Below are 21,685 nucleotides of genomic sequence, written 5' to 3'. Positions count from 1 at the left end.
CCCTTCGCCGCAAAGTCCGGTAAACTAAAGGAAGAAAGCTTTGTAAGGAGCATTGATCTCTATGAATCCTCAGGAACTTACAATGGAACATGCGCAGGAAATGCTGCAAAAATATTACGGCTATCCCGATTTCCGGGAAGGCCAGAAAAAAATCGTCGCGAGCCTCTTGGAGGGCCGCGACACGCTCGGCATTATGCCGACCGGCGGCGGCAAATCGATCTGCTATCAGGTGCCGGCGCTGCTGCTCCCGGGCCTGACGCTCGTCGTGTCGCCGCTGATCTCTTTAATGAAGGATCAGGTCGACGCGCTGACAGCGGCGGGCATTTCTGCCGCTTATATCAACAGCACCCTAACCGGCAAAGAGGTGAACGACCGTATCCGCGCCGCTCGTCGGGGCGAGCTGAAGCTGCTCTACGTCGCGCCCGAGCGGCTGGAGCTGGACTGGTTCCGCCTGGAGATGGCGGGACTGTCCATTTCCTGCGTTGCGGTGGACGAGGCGCACTGCGTCTCGCAGTGGGGCCATGATTTCCGCACCAGCTACCTGGCGGTGTCGCCGTTTGTGGAGGAGCTTCCCGAGCGGCCGATTCTGGCGGCCTTCACGGCGACGGCGACGCCCGAGGTTATGGAGGACATGCGCAGGCTGCTCCGGCTGCGCGATCCGGGCGTCTTCGTGACGGGCCTTGGCCGCGACAATCTGGCAATGTCGGTGCTGCGGGGCGAGAACAAGAAGGAGTACGTGCTGGAGTATGCCGCCTCGCACGCCCACCAGCCGGGGATCGTGTACGCGGCTACCCGCAAGGACGTCGACGACCTGTACCAGCGTCTGCGGAATGCCGGATTCGCAGCCGGCCGCTACCATGCCGGCATGAGCGACGAGGAACGGGCCGAGAGTCAGGAGGCGTTCCTGTATGACGATATCCGCGTCATGGTCGCGACCAACGCCTTCGGCATGGGGATCGACAAGTCGAATGTACGGTATGTCATCCATTACAATATGCCGAAGAATATGGAGGCTTATGTGCAGGAAGCGGGCCGCGCGGGGCGCGACGGCGAGCCGAGCCAGTGCATCCTGCTGTTCAGCGCGCAGGATATCATGACCCAGAAGTTCCTGATCGAGCAGAACCCGCAGGACTCGGATCGCAAACAGAATGATTACCGCAAGCTTCAGCAGATGATCGATTACTGCTATACGACGCGCTGCCTGCGGAGCGCGATGCTGGACTATTTCGGCGAGGCCCACGGGGACAAGTCATGCGGCATTTGCAGTTCCTGCACGGACGAGCGCGAGCTCGTCGACATGACCATCGACGCGCAGAAGATCTTCTCCTGCATCCACCGGATGCGCGAGCGCTTCGGCGTGGCGCTGGTGTCGTCCGTGCTGAAGGGCTCGCGCAGCCAGAAGGTGCTGCAGTACGGCTTCGACAAGCTGCCGACCCATGGCGCCATGTCCGGCCGCACCGAGAAAGAAATTACGGAAATCGTCAATGTGCTGATTTCCGAAGGCTATCTGGCCTTGTCCGAAGGCCAGTACCCGGTTGTGCGGCTCCAGCAGCCGGCCGCCGAGGTGCTGCGCGGGCAGCAGCAGGTGCTGCAGCGCGTCGCCCGGCCAACCCGGACGTCCGGTGGCGGCAGGGACCGCAGCCGGAGCCGAGACCTCTCGCCGTCAGCCGTCAACGAGACGGTGTTCGAGCAGCTGCGCCTGATCCGCCGCGAGCTGGCGGGCCGGGAGCATGTGCCGTCATATATTATTTTCAACGACGCGACGCTGCGGGAGATGAGCGTTGTATGCCCGCAGACGGAAGAAGAAATGATGAAGGTAAAGGGCGTCGGGGAAGTGAAATACCGGAAGTACGGGAAGGAATTTCTGGAATTTTTTCAAAGCGAACTGTATTCCAATGAAATGTAAAGGGGTTATCGCAGCATGAAGGTCGTCCTGGCCACACTGAACGCCAAGTATATCCATACCTCGCTGGCCATCCGCCTGCTCAAAGCCTACAGTCAGCATGAGTTCGACATCCGTCTGTCGGAATACACGATCAAGGACCCGGTGATGAACATCGCCTCGGATTTGTTTGGGCAAGCGCCCGATGTGATCGGCTTCTCCTGCTACATCTGGAACATCGAAGAGACGGTCAAGCTGATCGGCATCCTGAAGAAAATCATGCCTGGCGTGACGATTGTCCTTGGGGGACCGGAAGTGTCCTATGAGCCGCTGTACTGGATGAACCGCGAGCCGGGCATTGACTTCATCGTCTGCGGCGACGGGGAAGAGACGTTCCATCATCTGCTGCAGGAGCTGCGGGACGGGCGCAAGTTCCATTTTGTGTACGGGGCGGCTTACCGCAAGGGAGATGAGGTGATCGTCAATCCTCCGCGTCCGAAGAGCGATTTGAACACGCTGCCTACGCCGCATCGTTTTCCGGAGGATCTTCAGGATTTGGGCAAAAGAATCACCTATTTTGAAACCAGCCGGGGCTGCCCGTTCAACTGCCAGTTCTGTCTGTCCAGCATCGAGGTGGGTGTCCGGTATTACGATATCGAGCGGGTTAAAGCGGATCTGCTGTATTTGATTAAAAATGGAGCCAAAACGATCAAGTTCCTCGACCGCACCTTCAACATCAACCGCGAGTATGCGCTGGAAATGTTCCGGTTCCTGATTGACAACCACGGCGGCTGCGTCTTCCAGTTTGAGATTACCGCTGACATTATGCGCCCCGAGGTACTGGATTTTCTGGCGAACAATGCGCCTCCCGGCATTTTCCGCTTCGAAATTGGCGTGCAGTCCACCAATGACGAGACGAACGAGCTAGTCAAGCGGCGCCAGAATTTTACCAAGCTGTCCCGCACGGTGATGAAAATCAAGGAGAGCGGCAATATCGACCAGCATCTCGATCTGATCGCGGGGCTGCCGATGGAGGATTACGCGACGTTCCGCAAAACGTTCAACGATGTGTTCGCCATGGAGCCGGAGGAGCTTCAGCTCGGCTTTCTCAAAATGCTGCGCGGCACCGGACTGCGTGCCCAGGCGGCCAAGTACGACTATGTCTACATGGAGCATGCGCCGTATGAAATTCTAAGCAGCCATGTGATGCCATTCTCGGACATTGTACGGCTGAAGCGGCTGGAGGATGTGCTGGAGAAATACTGGAACAGCCACCGGCTGGACCATACGGTCAAGTATTTGTTCCGCCATATTTTTGCGTCTCCGTTTGATTTCTTCCAGGAGTTCGGCGATTACTGGGAAGTCCGGGGCTGGCAAAAGATCGGGCATCAACTGGAGGATCTGTTTACCCGGCTGAACGAATTTCTGCTGGAGCGCGGCACACCGGAGATGGAGATCGTAACGGGCCTCATGAAGCTCGATTATTTCCTCGGCCACAAGTACAAGCCGCGCAAGGTGTGGTGGGAGCCGGTTCTAGGTAAAAATGAATGGGGACGCTATATCCGGGAGATCGCCGAGCGGCCTCAGCTTCTTAGCGACCCTTGGACCCCGGCGGCGGTGTCCGGCGAAATGGCAGGGAATTGGGCTGTGGGAGCTCCGGCGGCGGAAATGCTGACGGCGGGAATCAACGAACGGGAGCTGCAAAAATACGCGGCGCTGGAGATTTTGCCGTTCTCGCTGACACGGGTGCTGTCTTCCAGCAGCGGACTGCGGGCGGGAGCAAGCGGCGCCGAAGGCATGGGCTCACCGGACGCTGGAACGCCGCTGCAGGATACCGAGAGCACCTTGCTGCTCGTGCTGTACCAGCAGGATGAGAGTCAGAAGCCGAGAGTTTATGACCTGCCGGTTCAGCGGGTTCTCCAGTAGGCGGAGGGGGGCGGCTTAAGAGCACTTCCCATTCGCTTGCAAAGCCAAGTTAAGGGAACATAAGGAGGCTTCATGCCGATGAGCGGTTCGATTCGACTCGTTCACTATGAGGATAAATACAAGGAAAACCTGCTTGCGTTCTTCCTTCCGAAGGAGCAGGAGGAGTTCACGGGAATGCCCGCCGATACACTGGAACCGGCCTTGCAGGACGTTAACCGGCATCCAACGGTTATTTAGGACGGAGATACGGCTGTTGGATTCTTTGTGCTGCATGGCTGGGAGGGAATTGCCGATGTTTACAGTGGCGGTTCCCGGGCGATGCTGTTTCGCGCATTCCTCATTGATTACGCCAGCCAAAGGAAAGGCTACGCGACGGCGGCGCTCAGACTGCTGCCCTCGTTCGTCAGCACCCGGTACCCTGGTACGAATGAAGTCGTGCTGAGCGTAAATGAAGAAAATAGCTCGGCGCTTCGGCTTTACATGATAGCCGGCTTTCAGGACAACGGTCTGCGGCGGATGGGTCCCAAAGGGCCGCAAAAATACTGCAATACCCGTTGTTAGGCGCGGCCATCATTAGCCCGAGCTCACCGTCCTTCTGTGGCGGACCTAGCGGCTGCTGATCGGTTTCTTGGCGGCTACGAGCATATGCTGGCTCATCCCGAGCAGGCTTTCCTGATCTTTAGGTGGTGGAGCTGATCTTCAGCAGCGTCAGCGGTCCCATCAGCAGCACCAGATCAGCGCCCCCGCCGATATCGTAGATCACCATGCACCCTTCAGATAAGTGGCAGGAGATAATCTGCTTGCTCCGCTCCCATTTGATGACACGCATCCCCTTCTCAAGCCGGTTGATTTCCGTACCCGCGTTGTAGTAATCCAGAATTTTCCGCAGCTCATCTCTTTTATCGTCCACATTCATCCCCCCCCTTTTTGATATAAAGCGGAGTATATCTTGCTTTACCTGTTTTTGGATATGATCTTTTTTTGAAGCTGTCAAGTTGTCCAAAAGGTGGTAAACTGTCTTCAACTTTAAGCGAGACTGCAGAGCTCAGCGCATGCACCGAAAGCGAAAATGAGCCACCGGAACAAGGAGGGAAAGACGGGATGGAATGGTTAGAAATGAGACAGCTGTTTCCCAACCAGTATGTTTTGTTTTCCGTCCTTGAATATCATCAGGAAGGCACCCGAAGATTTATCGACAAGGTCGAGCCGATTCGCGCTGTTGCCGACGAAGACGCACGTACGGAATTCAATCAGGCCGGACCCGGAAAGCTGGTCTATCACACTTCCAGCAAGGTATGCGTGATCCGTATCCGCAGGAGAAAATACAACCGGGTAAGACGTAAAAAAACGAAGTAGCCCGCTTTTGCAAAAGATTGGCGATGGGCCAATGAGGGCGTTGGAGACGCCCGTTTTTTAGCTTTTTTCAAAGGGAGGCGGGTTGGTTGGAATCGGTAATTCGTTACTACGACGGCTATGATGAAGCTTCCAGACTGATAAGGGACAATACCGGGAAGCTTGAGTTTATCACGACTGTGCATATCCTGGACAAGTACATATCGAAAGATCATCAAATACTGGATGTTGGCGCCGGGACGGGGATTTATTCTTTTTATTATGCGGAAAAAGGCCAACCGGTTGTCTCGACCGATCTTTCGCCTAAGCATGTTGAGATCATCCAGGACAAGATCACAAGTGGAGGCTATTCGAATATGATCGCCGAACGGACGGATGCGACGGATCTTTCCAAGTTTGAGCCGGGCAGCTTTGATGCCGTTTTTTGTCTGGGGCCGATGTATCATCTCACAGATCAAACGGATCAGCGCAAGTGCATAAGCGAATGTCTGAGGGTGCTGAGGCCTGGAGGGATTTTGGCCGTCGCCTATATCAACAGGTTTTTTATACTTCCCTACCTCGTTAAGAACGACTCCGGCTATCTGACCGACCAGTGGGTAGCGAAATTTCTGGAGCAGGGCGGAATCAGTTCAGCGGACGAGGATTGTTTTTGGACAGATGCTTATTTCCATACACCCGAAGAAATCGAGCAATTGCTCGGTGATCAGGGAGTAAGTAAGCTGGACCATGCGGCAGCGGACGGGATAGGCGTAATCATGAAGGATACCGTTAACCGGTTCAGTAAGGAACAGTTCGACTCCTGGGTAAATTATCACCTAAGAACCTGCTCCGAGCCATCCATTCTTGGAATCAGCAACCACGGCTTGTATGTGGGACGAAAATAGCAGCACACGCAAAAAAAGACAGGTCCGCCTCCGGGTGCGGAGGGGCCTGTCTTTGCCGTTTATGGCGGTTTTTGTGTTACGTTCGAAGGAGGCCTCGTCCGGCGGGGAGATGGCGGATCAGCCAATCGAGCAGATCGTCCATCACCTCGCCGCGGTTCCGCTCATTCAGCATTTCATGCCGGCCGTCCGGGTACAGCCGCACCTCCAGATCACTCACGCCCAGCCTCCGGTACAGCTCGGCCAGACGATGAATTCCCTTGCCGTTCAAGCCGACCGGGTCCTTCTCGCCGGAGAACAGATAGACCGGTTTGTCTTTGCACAGCGAGCCCAGCACGGCTTTGGAATGGATATCCTGCAGCAGCCTGAAGAAATCCCGGAAGAACCGGGTCGTGCAGATCGCTCCGCAGAACGGGTCGGATATAAAGCTGTCAACCTCCGCATTATCGCTGCTCAGCCAATCGAAGGCTGTGCGGACAGGGGAGAAGGAGTTGTTATTGCCGCCGAATACGATGCTGTTCAGCAGCACGCTGCGATGCTTTTCGCCCTTAAGCGCCAGCTGCGCCTTGGCCAGCGCTTCTCCGAACCGCAGCATCCCGCGGGGACCGTTGCTACCGCTCAAAATATAGCCCGCATATCTTTCGCTCCCCGGCTCGCACATCAGCTTCTGGGTAAGAAACGAGCCCATGCTGTGCCCGAGCAGAAAAATGGGGAGTCCCGGATGCTTGCCTGACGCGATGGCGCCAATTTGGAGAAGGTTGCGGCGCATCCAGTAGAAGCCGTCGCGTCCGGCATCGCCGAGCAAATCGATTCTTCCGGCGGTCTTGCCGTGTCCCCTGTGGTCTCCCGCATACACCGCGTAGCCCGCGGCGTTCAACCGGCCTGCCACTCGGACGTATCTGGCTGCCGTCTCGCACATGCCGTGCGAGATCTGAACGATGCCCCGGATAGGGCTTTCGGCCTCGGGCAGCCATTCGTAGACATGGATCGGGACGCCGAGAGGATCGGTCATCGTAAAGGTATGTTCTGTCACCGGTTGTTCCTCCTATAAACAAGGGCAAGCGGCAGGGCGGCTCGGGAGAAGCTTCCATATCCAGGCCGGGAGCGCCGCCTATGAGGCTAAATCAATCTTAAGGCAAATACGAGCGAAGCAGGGTGGCCTGCCCTTCAATGGTATAGGCGCCGAGATTGGCCGGGAGCAGATAGCATTCGCCCGCAGAATATGGCTGGGAGCCTCCCTCCCATAAGAGGTGCCCGCTTCCTTCGCAGACAACCAGCACGGTAAAGCTCTCCGGATTGGTTTCAAGGCCCCAGCTGCCGTTTACAATGCCTTTTTCCACGATAAAATAAGGTGACTCCGCCAGACGCAGCCATTCTCCGGGCACCGCGCCGTCCGTCTTCATGGAAGTCGCCCCCGCGCCTTCGTATGCTGTGACGTTCAGCGAATCCTCGATATGCAGCTCGCGGGGCTTGCCGTCAAGGCCGGGCCGGTCGTAGTCGTAGATCCGGTATGTAGTGTCGGAGTTCTGCTGGATTTCCGCAACGACGACGCCCGCACAGAGGGCATGCACCGTTCCGGCCGGAATATAGAACGTATCCCCTGCCGAAACCGGCACCTCCTGAAGGAGCTCCATGACCGAGCCATCTTCCAGCGCTTGCCGCAGACTTTCTCGGTTCACGCCTTCCTTGAGGCCGTAGATGATTTTGGCGCCCGGCTCGGCTTCAAGCACGTACCACATTTCAGTCTTCCCTAGCTCGCCCTTGGGTAGCCGCTCGTAGTCGTCGGTGGGATGAACCTGAACGGACAGGTTGTCGTTGCAGTCCAGCAGCTTGATCAGGAGAGGGAATCTTCCGCTTGCTTCCGAATGGCCTTTGCTGCCGAACCATTCACGCCCGTAAGCTTCGCGGATCTCGTCCAGGCCTTTGCCCGCGAGTTCGCCGTTCACGACGGCAGAGGTTCCGTTCGGGTGGTCGGCTATCATCCAGCCTTCACCAATATGGCCTTCGGGCAGGTCAAGACCGAACTTCTCCAGGGCTCGTCCGCCCCAGACCCGTTCTTTGAATTCCGGTTGAAATTTTAAAGGGTACGGCAAAGTCATGGGTTCATCTTCCTCTCCAATTCAAATTTGGGAATCCAGTCCCTTCTTTTTCTCAAGCGCGATAACATAGGGCGCCGTCCTGCGCTGAAGCTGGCGGTACAAGATGGCGCTTGCCGTCTGCTGCGGAACGGAGGACGCCCAGGCCATGACCGCTTCGGCTTCCAGTTCTCCTCCGGGATGTCCGGGGTACAGGACCGCGGTTACGATCCCGCCCGGCCGGAGAAGCCCGAGGGAGGCTTCCAGCGCGGCGACCGAGCTGCCTGGCAGAGTGATTACACTCTTGTCCGCATCATCCGAGGGAAGATAGCCGAAGTTGAACATGACTGCTCCGACGCTGCCGTGCCATGACGGAGGCAGCTCTTCGGCCATTGCGGCATGGCTCTTCAGCAGAAGCGTGGAAGGAGCGAGGGCGTTCCCTCCTTCCTCCCTGGCGCGGCTCAGGCGCTCTTCGGCAAGCCTCAAAGCCTCGGGCTGGATATCGAAGCCGCAGACCTCGCCTCTTGGCCCAACCGCCTTGGCCAGGAACAGCGTGTCCGCGCCGGTTCCCACCGTGGCATCCACGGCGCGATCGCCGGGGGAAAGGCGCTCTTGCACCATTTTATGAGCGAAGCTCAGGACGGACAGGAAGCCCATCAGCGCTTTCTCCAATACTTACCCTGCCAGGTATCTCTGCGCACCAGCTCATTGTCGATTGCGTTGAGCACTTCCCATTTCTTGAGGCTCCACATCGGCCCGATCAGCAGATCGCGGGGAGCGTCACCGGTCAGACGGTGCACAATCATTTCAGGCGGCAGCATTTCCAGCGAGTCGGCGATAAGCTTCACATATTCGTCCTGCTCCAGGAACCGCAACAGCCCAGCCTCGTACTGCTTGACCATCGGCGTTTTGCGCATCAGATGCAGAAGATGGATTTTGATGCCCTGCACATCCATCTGCGATACGGCGGACACCGTTTCGAGCATCATTTCGTGGGTTTCCTGCGGGAGGCCGTGGATAATGTGCGTGCAGACCCGGATGCCGCGGCTGCGCAGCTTCTCTACAGCCTCGTAATAGCACTCTGTATCATGTGCCCGGTTAATGAGCCGCGAGGTGGACTCGTGGATCGTCTGCAATCCCATTTCCACCCACAGATACGTCCGTTCGTTCAATTCCGCCAGATAATCGACAACATCATCCGGCAGGCAGTCGGGACGGGTGGCGATGGACAAACCGACCACTCCGGGCTGCTCAAGGATAACCTCGTAATACTCCCGCAGTTCCTCGACCGGCGCGTAAGTGTTGGTATAGGCCTGGAAATAGCCGATATACTTGGCGTTCGGCCACTTCAGATGCTGGCGGTCGCGGACGCTTCCGAACTGGGTCACCAGATCGTCACGCCGGCTTCCGGCGAAATCTCCCGAGCCTCTTGCGCTGCAAAACGTGCAGCCTCCCTTGGCAATGGAGCCGTCGCGGTTGGGGCAGGTAAAGCCGGCGTCGAGCATAACTTTGAATACTTTGTCGCCAAACTGCTCGCGCATTTCGTAATTCCAGGTATGAAAACGTTTATCTCCCCACAGCAAGGCTGCAGAAGGGACTTCAAGTATAGTCATGGATGTCTCCTTTAATTGCAAGTAATCATGTTACACGAGTTCATTGTATCAAAAATCGCAGTCGAACGTAACCGGACCGGGTCCCCGGGAGGTTAGGCAAAAAAGCCGATGGTTAGCGCAGTCAAAACCGGTTGGCAGGCAGGTCAAAAATAGGCCGGAAGAACGAGGAAATTGGCTTGAAATTACTTACACGCCATGTTATATTCTAAGTGTAAAAACGCTTCATCGTTACCGGCCGGAAGGCCGGAATCAATGAAGGAATTCATTAATCTCTTGTCGCCGTGGTCAATTATATTAACCGTGAGGTGATCAAACATGAATTCTCAAGCCGTACATCCTGAAAGCAGAGGTCCGATCGATGTCCAGCTGACTCCCGACGAGGCTCTTGCGCTTACGGGCGTGGAATTTAAAGGGAATCCGAAGATCAAGACGGAAGCGCAGCGCAAAATTCGCAATGCTTTCGAGAAGACATTTGATTTTAACTCCGAAGCAAGATAGACTATGAGTTGTTGAAATTAGGGACCCCAATTCCAAATACAACAGAGAAGGAATTTCCTCATGCTTTCGCTTTAGGCGGGAGATCGGGAAATTCCTTTTTCTTTTTCGCTTTTTTCATCTTTACTTTTGGCGGCAAGTTAGGCACAATATTGCAGTTGACAGGGAATGAACCGAAATGCCCAGTAACCGATTCGAGGCGTTTCTTCATGGCTAAATTTTGCTCAAATTGAAAGGAGTAAACATGCGTTTACGCGGAAGAAAAGGAATACGCGAAAGTCTGGAGCAGCAGACCGATCTGGTCGTGCTCGAAGCTCGCAGCCACAAAGGACAATGGTCTGATTTTTTTGGAAACGACCGCCCGATTTATGTCGAGTTCGGAATGGGGAAAGGCCAGTTCATCAGCCAGATGAGCCGCAAGTACCCGGAGATCAATTTCATCGGCGTCGATATGTACGATGAGCTGATCCGCCGCGGCGCGGAAAAAGCCCGTATCGCTTGGGAGCCGGAGGGCGTGGAGACCCCGCCGAATCTAAAGCTTGCGCTGGCCAATATCGAATATGCGGAGGAAGTGTTCGCCGAGGGAGAGCTTCAACGGATTTATTTGAACTTCAGCGATCCGTGGCCGAAGTCGAAGCATGCCCGCCGCAGATTGACGCATCCCCGGTTTTTGCACAAATATCGCGGGCTGCTTGGCTCGCTGGGAGAGATTCATTTGAAGACGGATTCGCGCAGCCTGTTCGAATTTTCCCTGAATGCCTTTGCCGACTTCGGCCTGCAGATGACGAACATTTCGCTTGATCTCCACGCGGGAGGCATTAACGAAGAGCATGTCATGACCGAGTATGAAACCAAGTTCGTCGGCCAGGGCGTTCACATCCACCGCTGCGAAGCGATTGTTGGAACGGAAGCGCTGGAACGTTATCAAGCCGCGCGTTTGGACAAATATAGACTGTAACCGGCAAGGCGCTGATGGAACACCCATGACCGCCGCCGGGCACACCGCATTTCCATGACAAAAAGAGGGTCTTTCAGCTTATGCCGGCAGAACCCTCTTTTGATGTCTCCCAAAGGATATGAATCGGGGCTTTCGCCCTGGTTTTTTTGAAAATATAAGAAAGTATAAGCTTCGCGCTTATCATTTGCCTTATATTTCTACGAGAAACGATACCTAAAAGCGATACTCGTATCGCCACTTCGGAAGCTTAAGCTCCTAACAGGACGGCGCAGCCGTTTCTTCTTGGAAAAGTGTCTGCGTTGCCGGGCTCATGCCGGCGGACTATTTTTGCCTCCCGGGTATAAAAAAGCCTATCCAAGGCAAGCGTGGTAAGAATGACTAACGATTTCCGCCCCGATGCACAGCCCGGCATGACGCGGCCTTAACTCCACAAGGTAACCGTTCCTGCGGCAACCGCGGTGCCGATCAGAGCGCCGGCCGCCACATCGGAGGGATAATGGAGTCCAAGATAAATCCGCGAGAATCCCACAGTCAGGGCAATCGGCAGCAGGATGAAAGCCAGAACGGGAAAAGCTGCGATATAAGGCACAACGGAAGCGAAGATGGCCGTCGTGTGCCCGGACGGAAACGAATGGTCCTTGAGCGGATTGCGGAACGTATTCGTTCCGGGCAGCGCCAGGTAAGGACGCACCCGGGGATACAGCCTTTTGGCGACGGCGACCGGAAGATGGCTGACGGCCAGGGCGATCAGCGCCTGCTGGGCGGGCAGTTTCAACGTATGCGGGGCAAGCCCCCATACCAGAAGACTGATTCCGATGCTGGCCGTAGCTCCGCCCAGATGGGTCAGATAAAAGAGCCAGAAATTCAAGTGACGGTTGTGCAGCCGTCCGTTGATCCAGTGAAACAGGCGCTGCTCTGCAGTAAGCAATTTTAACATTTTAGGTCTCATAGTGGTCCCTCCGTTTGTAACGGCAGCCGGATGACCGGCCTTGATTAGGATAACCCGCTTTTGCCTGTACAACTACCCTCATCATACTTTTTTGCACGAACCGATTTCAAGAAAAAGGTCGGTTTTGCGCGAAAAATGACAGCTTTGACTTAGAGTGCCATTAAGCCGTACAATGATTCAAGCGGCCTTTCCACGTTTATATGGTAACAGAGAAAATCAAGCGTTTTGTAAAGTCAGGGACGCTGGGCAGAAATTCCATATCGACGGCATATATAAAAAAGGATAAGCCCGCCGGGAATAACCGCTTGGACATCGAAGCGATGTACGCCAGGCGTTCAAGCCTGCAACAAAAGGGTCATTAACCACAGTTCAAAAGGTCAGAGAAAAAAAGAACCTGAACCAAAAAAAGGGGGCATCAAAGGATCATGACAGATGCAATTTTTGTAACGCTCCAAGTGATCTTGGCGTTGATCGCAATTTATCAGTTCGGATTCTCGCTCTTCGGACTGCGCAGAAAGAAGAAAAAAGAGCTTGTCCAGCCGCAGAAATCATTTGCGGTGCTCGTAGCTGCGCACAACGAACAAGAAGTGGTCGGAGCGCTGATGGAAAATTTGAAGCAGCTGAATTATCCGAAAGAGCTTTACGACGTATTCGTCATTTGCGATAACTGTACGGACGCTACGGCACGAATAGTCCGCGAGCACGGCATGAACGCCTGTGTCCGCACCAACAATAACCTGAGAGGCAAAGGCTACGCCATCGAGTGGATGCTCGGGAACCTGTGGGAAATGCCGCGCCAATACGATGCCGTCGTGATGTTCGACGCTGACAATCTGGCCCACACCGACTTCCTGATGGAGATGAACAACGATCTTTGCGCCGGCGCCAAAGTCATCCAGGGCTACATCGACACCAAGAATCCCGAGGACTCCTGGATCACCGCAGCCTACGGCATCTCCTACTGGTATATTAACCGTCTGTGGCAGCTGTCCCGACACAATCTTGGAATGGCCAACTTCCTGGGCGGAACGGGCATGTGCTTCGAAACGAATCTGCTCAAGGAAATGGGCTGGGGAGCCACCAGTCTTGTTGAGGACCTGGAGTTCACCATGCGCAGCGCGTCGAAGGGCGTATATCCTGTATTCAACTACGACGCCAAGGTGTTTGACGAGAAGCCGCTCACGTTCAAGGCTTCGTCCAGACAGAGGCTTCGCTGGATGCAGGGGCACTTTACCGTCGCCCGCCGCTATTTCTTCCCTTTGCTGTGGCAGAGCATCAAAGAGCGGAGCCTGACCAAGTTCGACCTGGCCCTGTACGGCGCGAATGTGTACATTGTGCTCCTTACGTTCCTGATGACCGCGGTCATGTGGATCGACAGCTCGCTGCTTGACGGGCCGCATATCGCCAACCTGTACGGCCACTTGCCTTTGTGGCTGAGCTATGTCGCTATCGGCGCCAACATTTTCACCTTCTTCATATCGATGATTCTCGAGAAGGTAACGTTCAAGAAGGTGTACGCTTATATGCTGGTCTTTCCGGTTTACCTGATTTCCTGGTATCCGATTACGTTCTATGCGTTCTTTACGCAGAACAACAAGCAGTGGAGCCATACGAAGCATACCCGCGTCGTACGCCTGGAGGAAGTCCAAAGCAAGCAGGGATAGCCTCCTGAACATAAATTGCCGGAATAGTAGTTGACATTACTATGGCGGATAGTGTATATTATTCGAGTGCGCTAAATATGTCAGAGATTACAAGCAGAAGCACCGGCTTCTCACCTGATCGGCTTTTTTGCCGGCTGGTTTTGATCTCAATGCTTTATGAATGCGATTTGTTCATGAACGTTGATCAAACGGGTTGTCGGTAATTTCCGGCAGCCCGTTTTTTAATGGGAAGAAGCTGTTTATATCTATAACCAATCAGATCCGGAGGTGGAGAATTATCAGTAAGGACCATATGATCAATGATGAGATTCGGGCGAAAGAAGTCCGTTTGGTTGGTGCGGAAGGAGAACAAATCGGGATTAAACCGATCCGCGAAGCGTTGCAAATGGCAATAGATCTTAATCTGGATTTAGTCAATGTAGCGCCGCAAGCGAAACCGCCGGTATGCCGCATCATGGATTACGGGAAGTTCCGTTATGAGCAGCAGAAGAAAGAGAAGGAAGCCCGCAAGAACCAGAAGATTGTGGACATCAAGGAAGTCTGGTTCCGTGCGAACATTGAAGAACATGACTATCAGACCAAGTTCCGCAATGTGGTCAAGTTTCTGAATGAGGGCGACAAGGTGAAATGCTCCGTCCGCTTCCGCGGACGCGAAATTACCCACGCGAACATCGGCCAGAAAATTCTGGAGCGCGTCAAATTGGAAGTGGCCGAAATTTCCGTTGTAGAACGCCAGCCCAAGCTTGAAGGCCGCAGCATGATTATGATTCTGGCACCCAAATCATCTTAACAAGCAGCATAATTATTAAGGAGGAAACACCATGCCTAAAATGAAAACCCACAGCAGCCTGAAAGGCCGCTTCAAAATTACCGGAACAGGTAAAGTAAAGCGTTACAAAGCTTACAAAAACCATCTGCTGTCCCACAAGTCCAAGCGCGCTAAGCGGGTTCTGGGAACCAACCCTGTAATGGCACCTGGCGACGTAAGACGCCTGAAGCAAGGTCTGGCTAACTTGAAATAGTTTTTATAACACAATTTTTGGGAGGTTTATTAATATGGCAAGAGTTAAGGGCGGCTTCGTCGTACGCCGTAAACATAAAAAGGTACTGAAACTGGCAAAAGGTTACTTCGGCTCGAAACACCGCATTTTCAAAACTGCTAAAGAACAAGTAATGAAATCGTTGGTGTACGCATACCGCGACCGTCGTCAAACAAAACGCAACTTCCGCAGACTGTGGATCGTTCGTATCAACGCTGCAGCCCGTCTGAACGGCCTGTCCTACAACAAGCTCGTACATGGTCTGAAGCTGGCCGGAGTGGACATCAACCGCAAAATGCTGGCCGATCTCGCTGTTAACGATCTGAACGCGTTCAACTCCCTGGCTACCGTAGCCAAAGAGAAAATCAACGCGTAAGAGCGGCTCTATATATAAGAAGCACCGCTGCCCGGGGTTCCCGTGCAGCGGTGCTTTTTAGCGTGAACTTTTGAGAAGATAGCGGAAGCAGACTACTCCCAGTACTTCGTCGTAATTAGCTGACCAGCGAGCTTCTTACTGGCGGCGCGTCTGACCTTTCGCTGCTCCGAACGTTCCTCCGCCAAATCGCTAACGAGCTTCTCCTCGTCTGTTTCGGGGACCACTTTGGGTACGGGAGCAGGCCTTCCGTCAGGTCCGATAGCTACAAAGGTAAGAAAGGAAGTGGCCGCAACGGTGCGCTCGCCTGAATATAAATTTTCGGCGATGACCTTCACGAATACTTCGATGCTGGTTCGTCCGGTCCAGGAGACAAAGGATTCGAAGCAGAAGGAGTCGGTAGGCCGGATCGGGGACAGAAAGTCAACCGAGTCGGTGGAGGCGGTGACGACATTGCATCGGCAGTGGCGCATAGCGGAGATCGAGGCGACTTCATCTATGTTGCTCATCAGCTTCCCGCCGAACAGGGTTTGGTGATTGTTAACATCGTTGGGGAAGACACGGCCTGTTTTAAAGACGCGCGATTCCCGGCAGTATTTTGAAGCCGGAGCTGCCGGCTGGGATGATTCACTCATCATAATCGGCTTCCTTTCCTTGGAATGATAAGGATATATAATAATAGAATTTGCTTGATTGTGCAATAATATTTATATTTGTTTCAGGCAGGCTGGCCGACTCTGGAGAAAAGTTAACATCAACAAAACATGTACATAACACTGGAATGTTATGGAAAGCGATTTCCCGAAGGAAAATGCAAATTTTTATTAACCAAGGGTCATTAATTGCTGGATTTTACCGTTTTTACCCGTTATAATTTGTTTCAATGGCATGTCCAATGAGAACATAGAAGACATCCAATTTCTTAAGGGGGATAATAATCGATGAAAAAAGTTTTCAAGCTGTCTCTCGTTATGATGCTTGCTTTCATGGTCATTCTGGCCGGCTGCGGAAGCGACAACAACAATGCATCCGGAGACACAGGAACTAACACAGGCACCAATACTGCAGCCAATACGGGCTCAGGCGAAGCTACTGCGGAGAACTCCAACATCAAAATCGGTATGGTTACAGACGTTGGCGGCGTAAACGACAAATCGTTTAACCAATCCGCATGGGAAGCCCTGCAAGCTCTTGAGAAAGAAAACGGCATTAAGGTTCAATATCTGCAAAGTAAATCCAATGCGGATTATGAGCCGAACCTGAACCAGTTTGTTAAAGGCGGGTTTGCTCTGACCTGGGGCATTGGCTTTAGCATGGGCGATTCCGTGAAGAAGGTTGCGCTCGAGAATCCGGATGCCAAGCTGGCCATCATTGACAATGTGGTAGAGGCTCCTAACGTTGAATCTGTTACGTTTGCGGAGAACGAGGGCTCGTTCCTGGTCGGCGTTGTAGCCGGTCTGACAACAAAGTCGAACAAGGTAGCCTTTATCGGCGGTATGGAAAGCCCGGTCATTAAACGCTTTGAAGCAGGTTTCAAGGCAGGCGTAGCTGCAGTGAATGCGAACGCTAAAGTAACGGTTACTTATGCCGGCGCGTTCGACAAACCGGACACAGGCAAATCCTTGGCTGCTACATTGTATAACGCAGGCAACGATATCATCTTCCCGGCTGCGGGCGCAACGGGCAACGGCGTATTCAACGAAGCAAAATCCCGCAACAAAGCCGGCGGCTCGAAAGTATGGGTTATCGGGGTGGACAAAGACCAGTCGCTTGATTTTGGCGATGACGTAACGCTGACTTCCATGCTGAAACGCGTTGACGAGGCGGTTAAGGTCGTTTCCAAGCAGGTGATCGACGGAACGTTCAAGGGCGGCACTACAACTGTTCTCGGCCTGAAAGACAATGGAGTAGGTCTGCCGGAGACTTCCAAAGCAAACGTGAGCGCCGACATTCTGGCTAAAGTCGATGATTACAAACAGCAAATCATCGACGGAAAGATTACAGTACCTAGCGAGTAACATTTAATTTATAATTGAATAAGATCGGAACCAGAATCAAGGCCGGTTATATAGCTGGCCTTGTTTCTTAGTTAGGCGGGGTCCGCTTGTCGGGGATTCATTCCTTCGGGTCCGTACAGTTACCGCCTCGCATGAGGCGGTATAGCCGTGTCTGCGGCCGTATTTGAACTACCGGATCTATGAAATTCCAGCTTTCCTGAATTTCCCATTTCAGGTTCCCCGAACGTCCTCTATTTGGGCGAAGGGACCGGATGGCGGCTTTTGCTGAATTATAATCTGTAATGAGGGTGATTCCATGAGTGCAGCGGCTCCTGTCGTAGAGTTGAAGCAAATCACGAAGCGTTTTCCCGGTATCGTCGCCAATGACTCTATCAGCCTGACGCTGGAGAAAGGCGAGATTCATGCGCTGCTCGGCGAGAATGGGGCAGGCAAATCAACATTAATGAATATCGTATTCGGACTGTATCAGCCCGACGAAGGCAGTATTGAAATCGGCGGCAAACCGGTTGTTATCGACAGCCCCAATAAAGCGATCGAGCTTGGCATCGGCATGGTCCACCAGCATTTCAAGCTTGTAGAACCATTCACAGTAACGGAAAATATCATTCTCGGCATGGAGCCGAAGAAAGGCCTTAAAATCGACTATAAATCCGCAGCGGAGCAGGTCCGCAAACTGTCGGAGCTGTACGGTCTTCAAGTGAATCCTCATGCCAGAATCCACGACATCTCCGTCGGGATGCAGCAGCGTGTGGAAATTATGAAAACCTTGTACCGCGGAGCGGATATTCTTATATTTGACGAGCCTACCGCCGTTCTGACCCCTCAGGAAATCAATGAGCTAATGGCAATTATGAAGCGCCTCGTTGCCGAGGGCAAATCCATTATTCTGATCACTCACAAGCTTAAGGAAATCATGTCGATATCGGACCGGGTTACTATTATCCGCCGCGGGAAGGTGATCGACACTGTCAAAACGTTGGAGACCAATCCGAACGAGCTGGCGGAGAAAATGGTCGGTCGGGATGTAACATTTAAAGTGGACAAGCAGGAGCCGAAAGTCGGACAGACGGTTCTAAAGCTGAGCGGAGTAAACAGTAAGAACAAGGAAGGTATCTCCGTCCTCGACAATCTGAGCTTTGAAGTCAAGGCTGGAGAAATTCTCGGCATTGCCGGCGTGGATGGAAACGGTCAGAGCGAGCTGGTTCAGGCCATCACCGGCCTCCGCAAGATCGATTCGGGTTCCATTACCGTGGAGGGGAAGGAAATCGCCAACCTGTCTCCGCGCAAAATATCGGAAATGAATGTATCCCATATTCCGGAGGACCGGCATAAACACGGTCTCGTGCTGGACTTCACCGTCAGCGAGAATATGGTGCTTGAAACCTACTACAAGAGCCCGTATAACCGGAACGGTTTTATGAATAATGAAGTGATTGACAAGCATGCCGAGGAGCTCGTCCAGGCTTTCGACGTACGCACGCCATCAATCCATAACGCGGCCCGTTCCTTGTCGGGAGGCAACCAGCAAAAAGCGATTATTGCGCGGGAAATAGACAAAGAACCGACCCTGCTGATTGCGGCGCAGCCGACTCGCGGCCTTGATGTGGGCGCTATCGAATTTGTGCAGAAGCAGCTGATCGCCCAGCGGGATCAGGGCAAAGCGGTGCTGCTCGTCTCCTTCGAGCTGGATGAAATCATGAATGTATCCGACCGTATCGCCGTTATATATGAAGGGCATATCGTCGGTGAGGTATACCCGAAGGATACGAATGATCAGGAGCTTGGACTTATGATGGCGGGCAGCCTGAAGCAGGGAGGTAAAGTGGGTGTTTAAGTTAAAAAAAATATTTGTGACAGACAGCTACATCGTGCCGCTTGTCGCGATTTTGCTCGGACTGTTGGTCGGAGCAATCGTTATGCTGATCGGGGGCTATGACCCGATTGCGGCCTATGGGGCCTTGTTCAACCGCGTCTTCGGAAGTCCCTATGATTTTGGAGAAGCGATCCGGGAAATGACGCCGCTTATGCTGACCGGTCTTTCGGTAGCCTTCGCATTCCGTTCCGGCCTGTTTAATATCGGCGCGGACGGACAGGTGCTGATCGGCATGACGGTAGCATCTCTAATCGGCATCAAATGGGCCGGTTTGCCTATGTTCCTTCTCGTTCCGCTTGCGGTGATTGGTGCAGGGCTGTTCGGCGGGCTGTGGGCCGGCATTGCCGGATATCTGAAAGCCAAGCGAGGCATCAATGAAGTTATAACGACCATCATGATGAACTGGGTCGCTCTTTATTTGGCCAATTATATCGTCCGGACATTTTTGCTGATCCCCGGTCAGGACCGTTCGGAGGATATTCCGGCTTCCTTGTCGATAACCTTTCTGGTCTCCCTCTTCGATAATGCCCGTATTCACTGGGGAACCATTATCGCGCTTGCGGCGGCGCTGTTCTTTTACATCTATTTGTGGAAGACAAAACAGGGCTTTGAGATGCGGGCTGTGGGGCTGAATCCCCATGCCGCCGAATATGCCGGGATGAATGTGAGCCGCAATGTAATGAAATCCATGTTCATTGCAGGGATGTTCGCGGGACTTGCCGGAGCGGGAGAGGTGCTCGGCGTGTTCCATTACCAATCGGTGTTTGCCGCTTCTCCGGGTTATGGCTTTGACGGCATCGCTGTGGCGCTGCTAGGGCTTACCCATCCGTTAGGCGTTATTCTGGCTGCGATTCTATACGGCATGCTGACTTACGGGTCGGCGGGCATGAGCTTCAACGCGGACGTGCCTCCGGAGCTGATCCGTATCGTAATCGGGTCGATCATTTTCTTCATTGCGGCACAGGGAATTGTGCGCTGGGTGCTGAGACCCTTTTATTTCAAGCGCAAGAAAGAGAAGGTGTTATAGATGGATGTGCTGACGCTGCTTGGCCAAATGCTTAATACGACGCTTGTATTCTCCACAGCGCTCATTTTCGCCGCTCTTGGCGGCATCTTCTCCGAACGTTCGGGTGTGGTGAATATCGGGCTTGAGGGCCTCATGATGTTCGGCGCCTTTGCCGCCGCTGTCGGCGGCTATTATGCTCAGGATGCGGGATACACCAACCTGGCTCCCTGGATTGGCCTGCTCTGCGCCATGGCGGTCGGTGTGCTCGGAGCACTTATTCATGCCGTCGCCTCCATTACGTTCAAGGCGGATCAGACGATCAGCGGTACGGTAATCAACTTCCTCGCTGCCGGCAGTACGCTTTATTTGGTCAAGCTTCTGTTCGAGGGAGCGGGCGAGACGCCGTTGATTGACGGCTTCAGCGTGACTCCAATTCCGTGGCTTTCCCAAATTCCGGTCCTTGGCACGGGAATATTCAGCAGCTACCCGACCACTTATTTGGCGATTATTCTTGTTATCGTTGTCTACTTCCTGCTCTTCAAGACGCCCTTCGGCCTTCGCCTTCGTTCTGTGGGTGAGCATCCGAGCGCTGCGGATACCCTTGGCGTGAACGTCAACCGGATGCGTTATATCGGCGTTCTGCTCAGCGGCATGCTGGCGGGCATGGGCGGAGCGACGATCACGCTGACGACGACAGGAACCTTTGCCCATAACACGATTTCCGGACAGGGCTTTATCGCGATTGCAGCCATGATCTTCGGCAAGTGGAATCCGCTCGGCGCGTTCGGCGCCGCCGTCTTCTTCGGGTTCTCGCAAGCAATTCGCAACTATGTTCAAATGTTCGGATGGTCTCAGGACATTCCTCAGGAATTTATCTATATGATTCCTTATGTGCTGACCATTATTGTTCTTGTAAGTGCCGTCGGGCGCTCCTCGGCTCCATCGGCGCTCGGACAGTCTTACGATCCAAGCAAGCGTTAACGAGCGCTTATAAGCTCAAATGTTTTTTCGGTTTAACCGTATTCCCGGCTTTTGTCGGTAATGCGGTTTTTTATTTATACATACTTCGATCCAGACGGGGGCCTGGGCAGAGGTACAGGCGGGCAGCGGCTGCAGCGAATACAATGTTCTCGAAGACAGCAATCTTATGGCCGCAGAGCCCATTTTTGTCTGTGTGCCCAGTTCTTAAGAAATTCAAGAGGAGGGATATTATGACACAACATGTGACCAAGAAGCAGGTTGCGAAACTGGTGGGTAAAAATATCGTAGCGGTGAAAAAAGACGGAACGAAGGTTGCCGGCAAACTGATTCGCATCTCGGGCAACCGTCTGATTGTGCAGCCGTCCGATGGTAAAAAAGTACAAACGAAAGCCCTGATTCCGCTGGTTCTGTTCGACCTGCTTGCTGTAGGAACCGCTCCATACGCTTACGGCGGCTATGGCTACCCCGGATACCACGGCAAGCCTTACTATGGCCCGGGTTACGGCCCCGGCGGCGGTTATGGCCCCGGCGGCTATGGCGGTTACGGCGGCGGACCTTATCCTTACGGTATATTCTAAAATTTTTTATGCAAACGCCA

24 protein-coding genes are annotated in these 21,685 nt (G+C 53.7%); 17 read left to right on the top strand and 7 right to left on the bottom strand.

Annotated features, from left to right (window positions below):
• The first annotated feature begins 61 nt into the window (after nucleotides 1–61).
• From recQ to G5B47_RS09140, 4 genes are all read left to right on the top strand, one after another.
• Nucleotides 62–1,906 (top strand): DNA helicase RecQ, encoded by a 1,845-nt coding sequence (gene recQ / locus G5B47_RS09155; protein WP_165097080.1) that lies wholly within the window; start codon nucleotides 62–64, stop codon nucleotides 1,904–1,906.
• 15 nt (nucleotides 1,907–1,921) lie between these two features.
• A complete protein-coding gene (locus G5B47_RS09150; RefSeq protein WP_165097077.1) occupies nucleotides 1,922–3,808 on the top strand; it encodes a B12-binding domain-containing radical SAM protein in 1,887 nt (628 codons plus the stop codon).
• A 78-nt stretch (nucleotides 3,809–3,886) separates the two neighbouring features.
• A complete protein-coding gene (locus G5B47_RS09145; RefSeq protein WP_165097074.1) occupies nucleotides 3,887–4,045 on the top strand; it encodes a hypothetical protein in 159 nt (52 codons plus the stop codon).
• Nucleotides 4,046–4,072: 27 nt separating this feature from the next.
• A complete protein-coding gene (locus G5B47_RS09140; RefSeq protein ID WP_165097071.1) occupies nucleotides 4,073–4,369 on the top strand; it encodes a GNAT family protein in 297 nt (98 codons plus the stop codon).
• Between the two features lie 118 nt (nucleotides 4,370–4,487).
• Here the strand turns inward: G5B47_RS09140 and G5B47_RS09135 are convergent, their stop codons facing one another.
• On the bottom strand, nucleotides 4,488–4,718 hold the full coding sequence (locus tag G5B47_RS09135) for a hypothetical protein (protein WP_165097068.1): 231 nt from the start codon (nucleotides 4,716–4,718) through the stop codon (nucleotides 4,488–4,490).
• A 191-nt stretch (nucleotides 4,719–4,909) separates the two neighbouring features.
• Here G5B47_RS09135 and G5B47_RS09130 point away from each other — a divergent pair, with 191 nt between their 5' ends.
• Together G5B47_RS09130 and G5B47_RS09125 are read left to right on the top strand one after the other, a co-directional pair.
• Complete coding sequence (locus G5B47_RS09130) at nucleotides 4,910–5,164, top strand: hypothetical protein (protein WP_025333800.1); 255 nt, start codon at nucleotides 4,910–4,912, stop codon at nucleotides 5,162–5,164.
• Between the two features lie 86 nt (nucleotides 5,165–5,250).
• Nucleotides 5,251–6,045: a class I SAM-dependent methyltransferase gene (locus G5B47_RS09125; RefSeq protein WP_165097065.1), complete on the top strand. Its 795-nt coding sequence runs from the start codon at nucleotides 5,251–5,253 to the stop codon at nucleotides 6,043–6,045.
• 76 nt (nucleotides 6,046–6,121) lie between these two features.
• Here G5B47_RS09125 and G5B47_RS09120 read toward each other — a convergent pair whose 3' ends face one another.
• From G5B47_RS09120 to G5B47_RS09105, 4 genes are all read right to left on the bottom strand, one after another.
• Nucleotides 6,122–7,075 carry an alpha/beta hydrolase gene (locus tag G5B47_RS09120; protein WP_328804497.1) on the bottom strand — a complete coding sequence of 318 codons (954 nt, stop codon included), beginning with the start codon at nucleotides 7,073–7,075 and terminating at the stop codon, nucleotides 6,122–6,124.
• Nucleotides 7,076–7,172: 97 nt separating this feature from the next.
• The gene (locus G5B47_RS09115; RefSeq protein WP_165097062.1) at nucleotides 7,173–8,141 is read right to left on the bottom strand and encodes a type I phosphomannose isomerase catalytic subunit; all 969 of its coding nucleotides are present in this window, start codon (nucleotides 8,139–8,141) and stop codon (nucleotides 7,173–7,175) included.
• A 21-nt stretch (nucleotides 8,142–8,162) separates the two neighbouring features.
• A complete protein-coding gene (locus G5B47_RS09110; protein ID WP_165097534.1) occupies nucleotides 8,163–8,774 on the bottom strand; it encodes a tRNA (mnm(5)s(2)U34)-methyltransferase in 612 nt (203 codons plus the stop codon).
• Nucleotides 8,774–9,730: a TIGR01212 family radical SAM protein gene (locus G5B47_RS09105; protein ID WP_025333805.1), complete on the bottom strand. Its 957-nt coding sequence runs from the start codon at nucleotides 9,728–9,730 to the stop codon at nucleotides 8,774–8,776. The genes G5B47_RS09110 and G5B47_RS09105 overlap by 1 nt, the downstream gene beginning before the upstream one ends.
• 315 nt (nucleotides 9,731–10,045) lie before the next feature.
• Here G5B47_RS09105 and G5B47_RS09100 point away from each other — a divergent pair, with 315 nt between their 5' ends.
• Nucleotides 10,046–10,228: a hypothetical protein gene (locus G5B47_RS09100; protein ID WP_025333806.1), complete on the top strand. Its 183-nt coding sequence runs from the start codon at nucleotides 10,046–10,048 to the stop codon at nucleotides 10,226–10,228.
• Between the two features lie 241 nt (nucleotides 10,229–10,469).
• Nucleotides 10,470–11,183 carry a tRNA (guanosine(46)-N7)-methyltransferase TrmB gene (trmB, locus tag G5B47_RS09095; RefSeq protein WP_165097059.1) on the top strand — a complete coding sequence of 238 codons (714 nt, stop codon included), beginning with the start codon at nucleotides 10,470–10,472 and terminating at the stop codon, nucleotides 11,181–11,183.
• A gap of 421 nt (nucleotides 11,184–11,604) precedes the next feature.
• On the opposite strand, the gene G5B47_RS09090 is transcribed toward trmB, so the two are convergent.
• On the bottom strand, nucleotides 11,605–12,132 hold the full coding sequence (locus G5B47_RS09090) for a phosphatase PAP2 family protein (protein ID WP_165097057.1): 528 nt from the start codon (nucleotides 12,130–12,132) through the stop codon (nucleotides 11,605–11,607).
• 425 nt (nucleotides 12,133–12,557) lie between these two features.
• Here G5B47_RS09090 and G5B47_RS09085 point away from each other — a divergent pair, with 425 nt between their 5' ends.
• The 4 genes from G5B47_RS09085 (at nucleotide 12,558) to rplT (ending at nucleotide 15,212) form a co-directional block, all read left to right on the top strand.
• Complete coding sequence (locus G5B47_RS09085; RefSeq protein WP_165097054.1) at nucleotides 12,558–13,796, top strand: glycosyltransferase family 2 protein; 1,239 nt, start codon at nucleotides 12,558–12,560, stop codon at nucleotides 13,794–13,796.
• 292 nt (nucleotides 13,797–14,088) lie between these two features.
• The gene (gene infC, locus G5B47_RS09080; RefSeq protein WP_025333810.1) at nucleotides 14,089–14,586 is read left to right on the top strand and encodes a translation initiation factor IF-3; all 498 of its coding nucleotides are present in this window, start codon (nucleotides 14,089–14,091) and stop codon (nucleotides 14,584–14,586) included.
• A gap of 31 nt (nucleotides 14,587–14,617) precedes the next feature.
• On the top strand, nucleotides 14,618–14,818 hold the full coding sequence (gene rpmI, locus G5B47_RS09075) for a 50S ribosomal protein L35 (protein ID WP_025333811.1): 201 nt from the start codon (nucleotides 14,618–14,620) through the stop codon (nucleotides 14,816–14,818).
• A gap of 34 nt (nucleotides 14,819–14,852) precedes the next feature.
• On the top strand, nucleotides 14,853–15,212 hold the full coding sequence (gene rplT, locus G5B47_RS09070) for a 50S ribosomal protein L20 (protein ID WP_025333812.1): 360 nt from the start codon (nucleotides 14,853–14,855) through the stop codon (nucleotides 15,210–15,212).
• A 92-nt stretch (nucleotides 15,213–15,304) separates the two neighbouring features.
• Here the strand turns inward: rplT and G5B47_RS09065 are convergent, their stop codons facing one another.
• Nucleotides 15,305–15,847 (bottom strand): acyl-CoA thioesterase, encoded by a 543-nt coding sequence (locus G5B47_RS09065; RefSeq protein WP_407945219.1) that lies wholly within the window; start codon nucleotides 15,845–15,847, stop codon nucleotides 15,305–15,307.
• A gap of 303 nt (nucleotides 15,848–16,150) precedes the next feature.
• Here G5B47_RS09065 and G5B47_RS09060 point away from each other — a divergent pair, with 303 nt between their 5' ends.
• From G5B47_RS09060 to G5B47_RS09040, 5 genes are all read left to right on the top strand, one after another.
• A complete protein-coding gene (locus tag G5B47_RS09060; RefSeq protein WP_165097051.1) occupies nucleotides 16,151–17,227 on the top strand; it encodes a BMP family lipoprotein in 1,077 nt (358 codons plus the stop codon).
• Between the two features lie 295 nt (nucleotides 17,228–17,522).
• Nucleotides 17,523–19,061, top strand: a complete 1,539-nt coding sequence (locus G5B47_RS09055; protein WP_165097048.1) for an ABC transporter ATP-binding protein — start codon at nucleotides 17,523–17,525, stop codon at nucleotides 19,059–19,061.
• Complete coding sequence (locus G5B47_RS09050) at nucleotides 19,054–20,127, top strand: ABC transporter permease (RefSeq protein ID WP_165097046.1); 1,074 nt, start codon at nucleotides 19,054–19,056, stop codon at nucleotides 20,125–20,127. Before G5B47_RS09055 ends, G5B47_RS09050 begins: the two co-directional genes overlap by 8 nt.
• On the top strand, nucleotides 20,128–21,087 hold the full coding sequence (locus tag G5B47_RS09045) for an ABC transporter permease (RefSeq protein ID WP_165097043.1): 960 nt from the start codon (nucleotides 20,128–20,130) through the stop codon (nucleotides 21,085–21,087). It begins immediately after the preceding gene.
• Nucleotides 21,088–21,317: 230 nt separating this feature from the next.
• Complete coding sequence (locus G5B47_RS09040) at nucleotides 21,318–21,665, top strand: hypothetical protein (RefSeq protein WP_025333818.1); 348 nt, start codon at nucleotides 21,318–21,320, stop codon at nucleotides 21,663–21,665.
• Nucleotides 21,666–21,685: the final 20 nt, after the last annotated feature.

Source organism: Paenibacillus apii, assembly GCF_011043685.1.
Taxonomy (GTDB): Bacteria; Bacillota; Bacilli; order Paenibacillales; family Paenibacillaceae; genus Paenibacillus_AQ; species Paenibacillus_AQ sabinae.
Note: the sequence above shows the minus strand (reverse complement) of the source record. Positions and strands in the feature narration are given on the sequence as shown.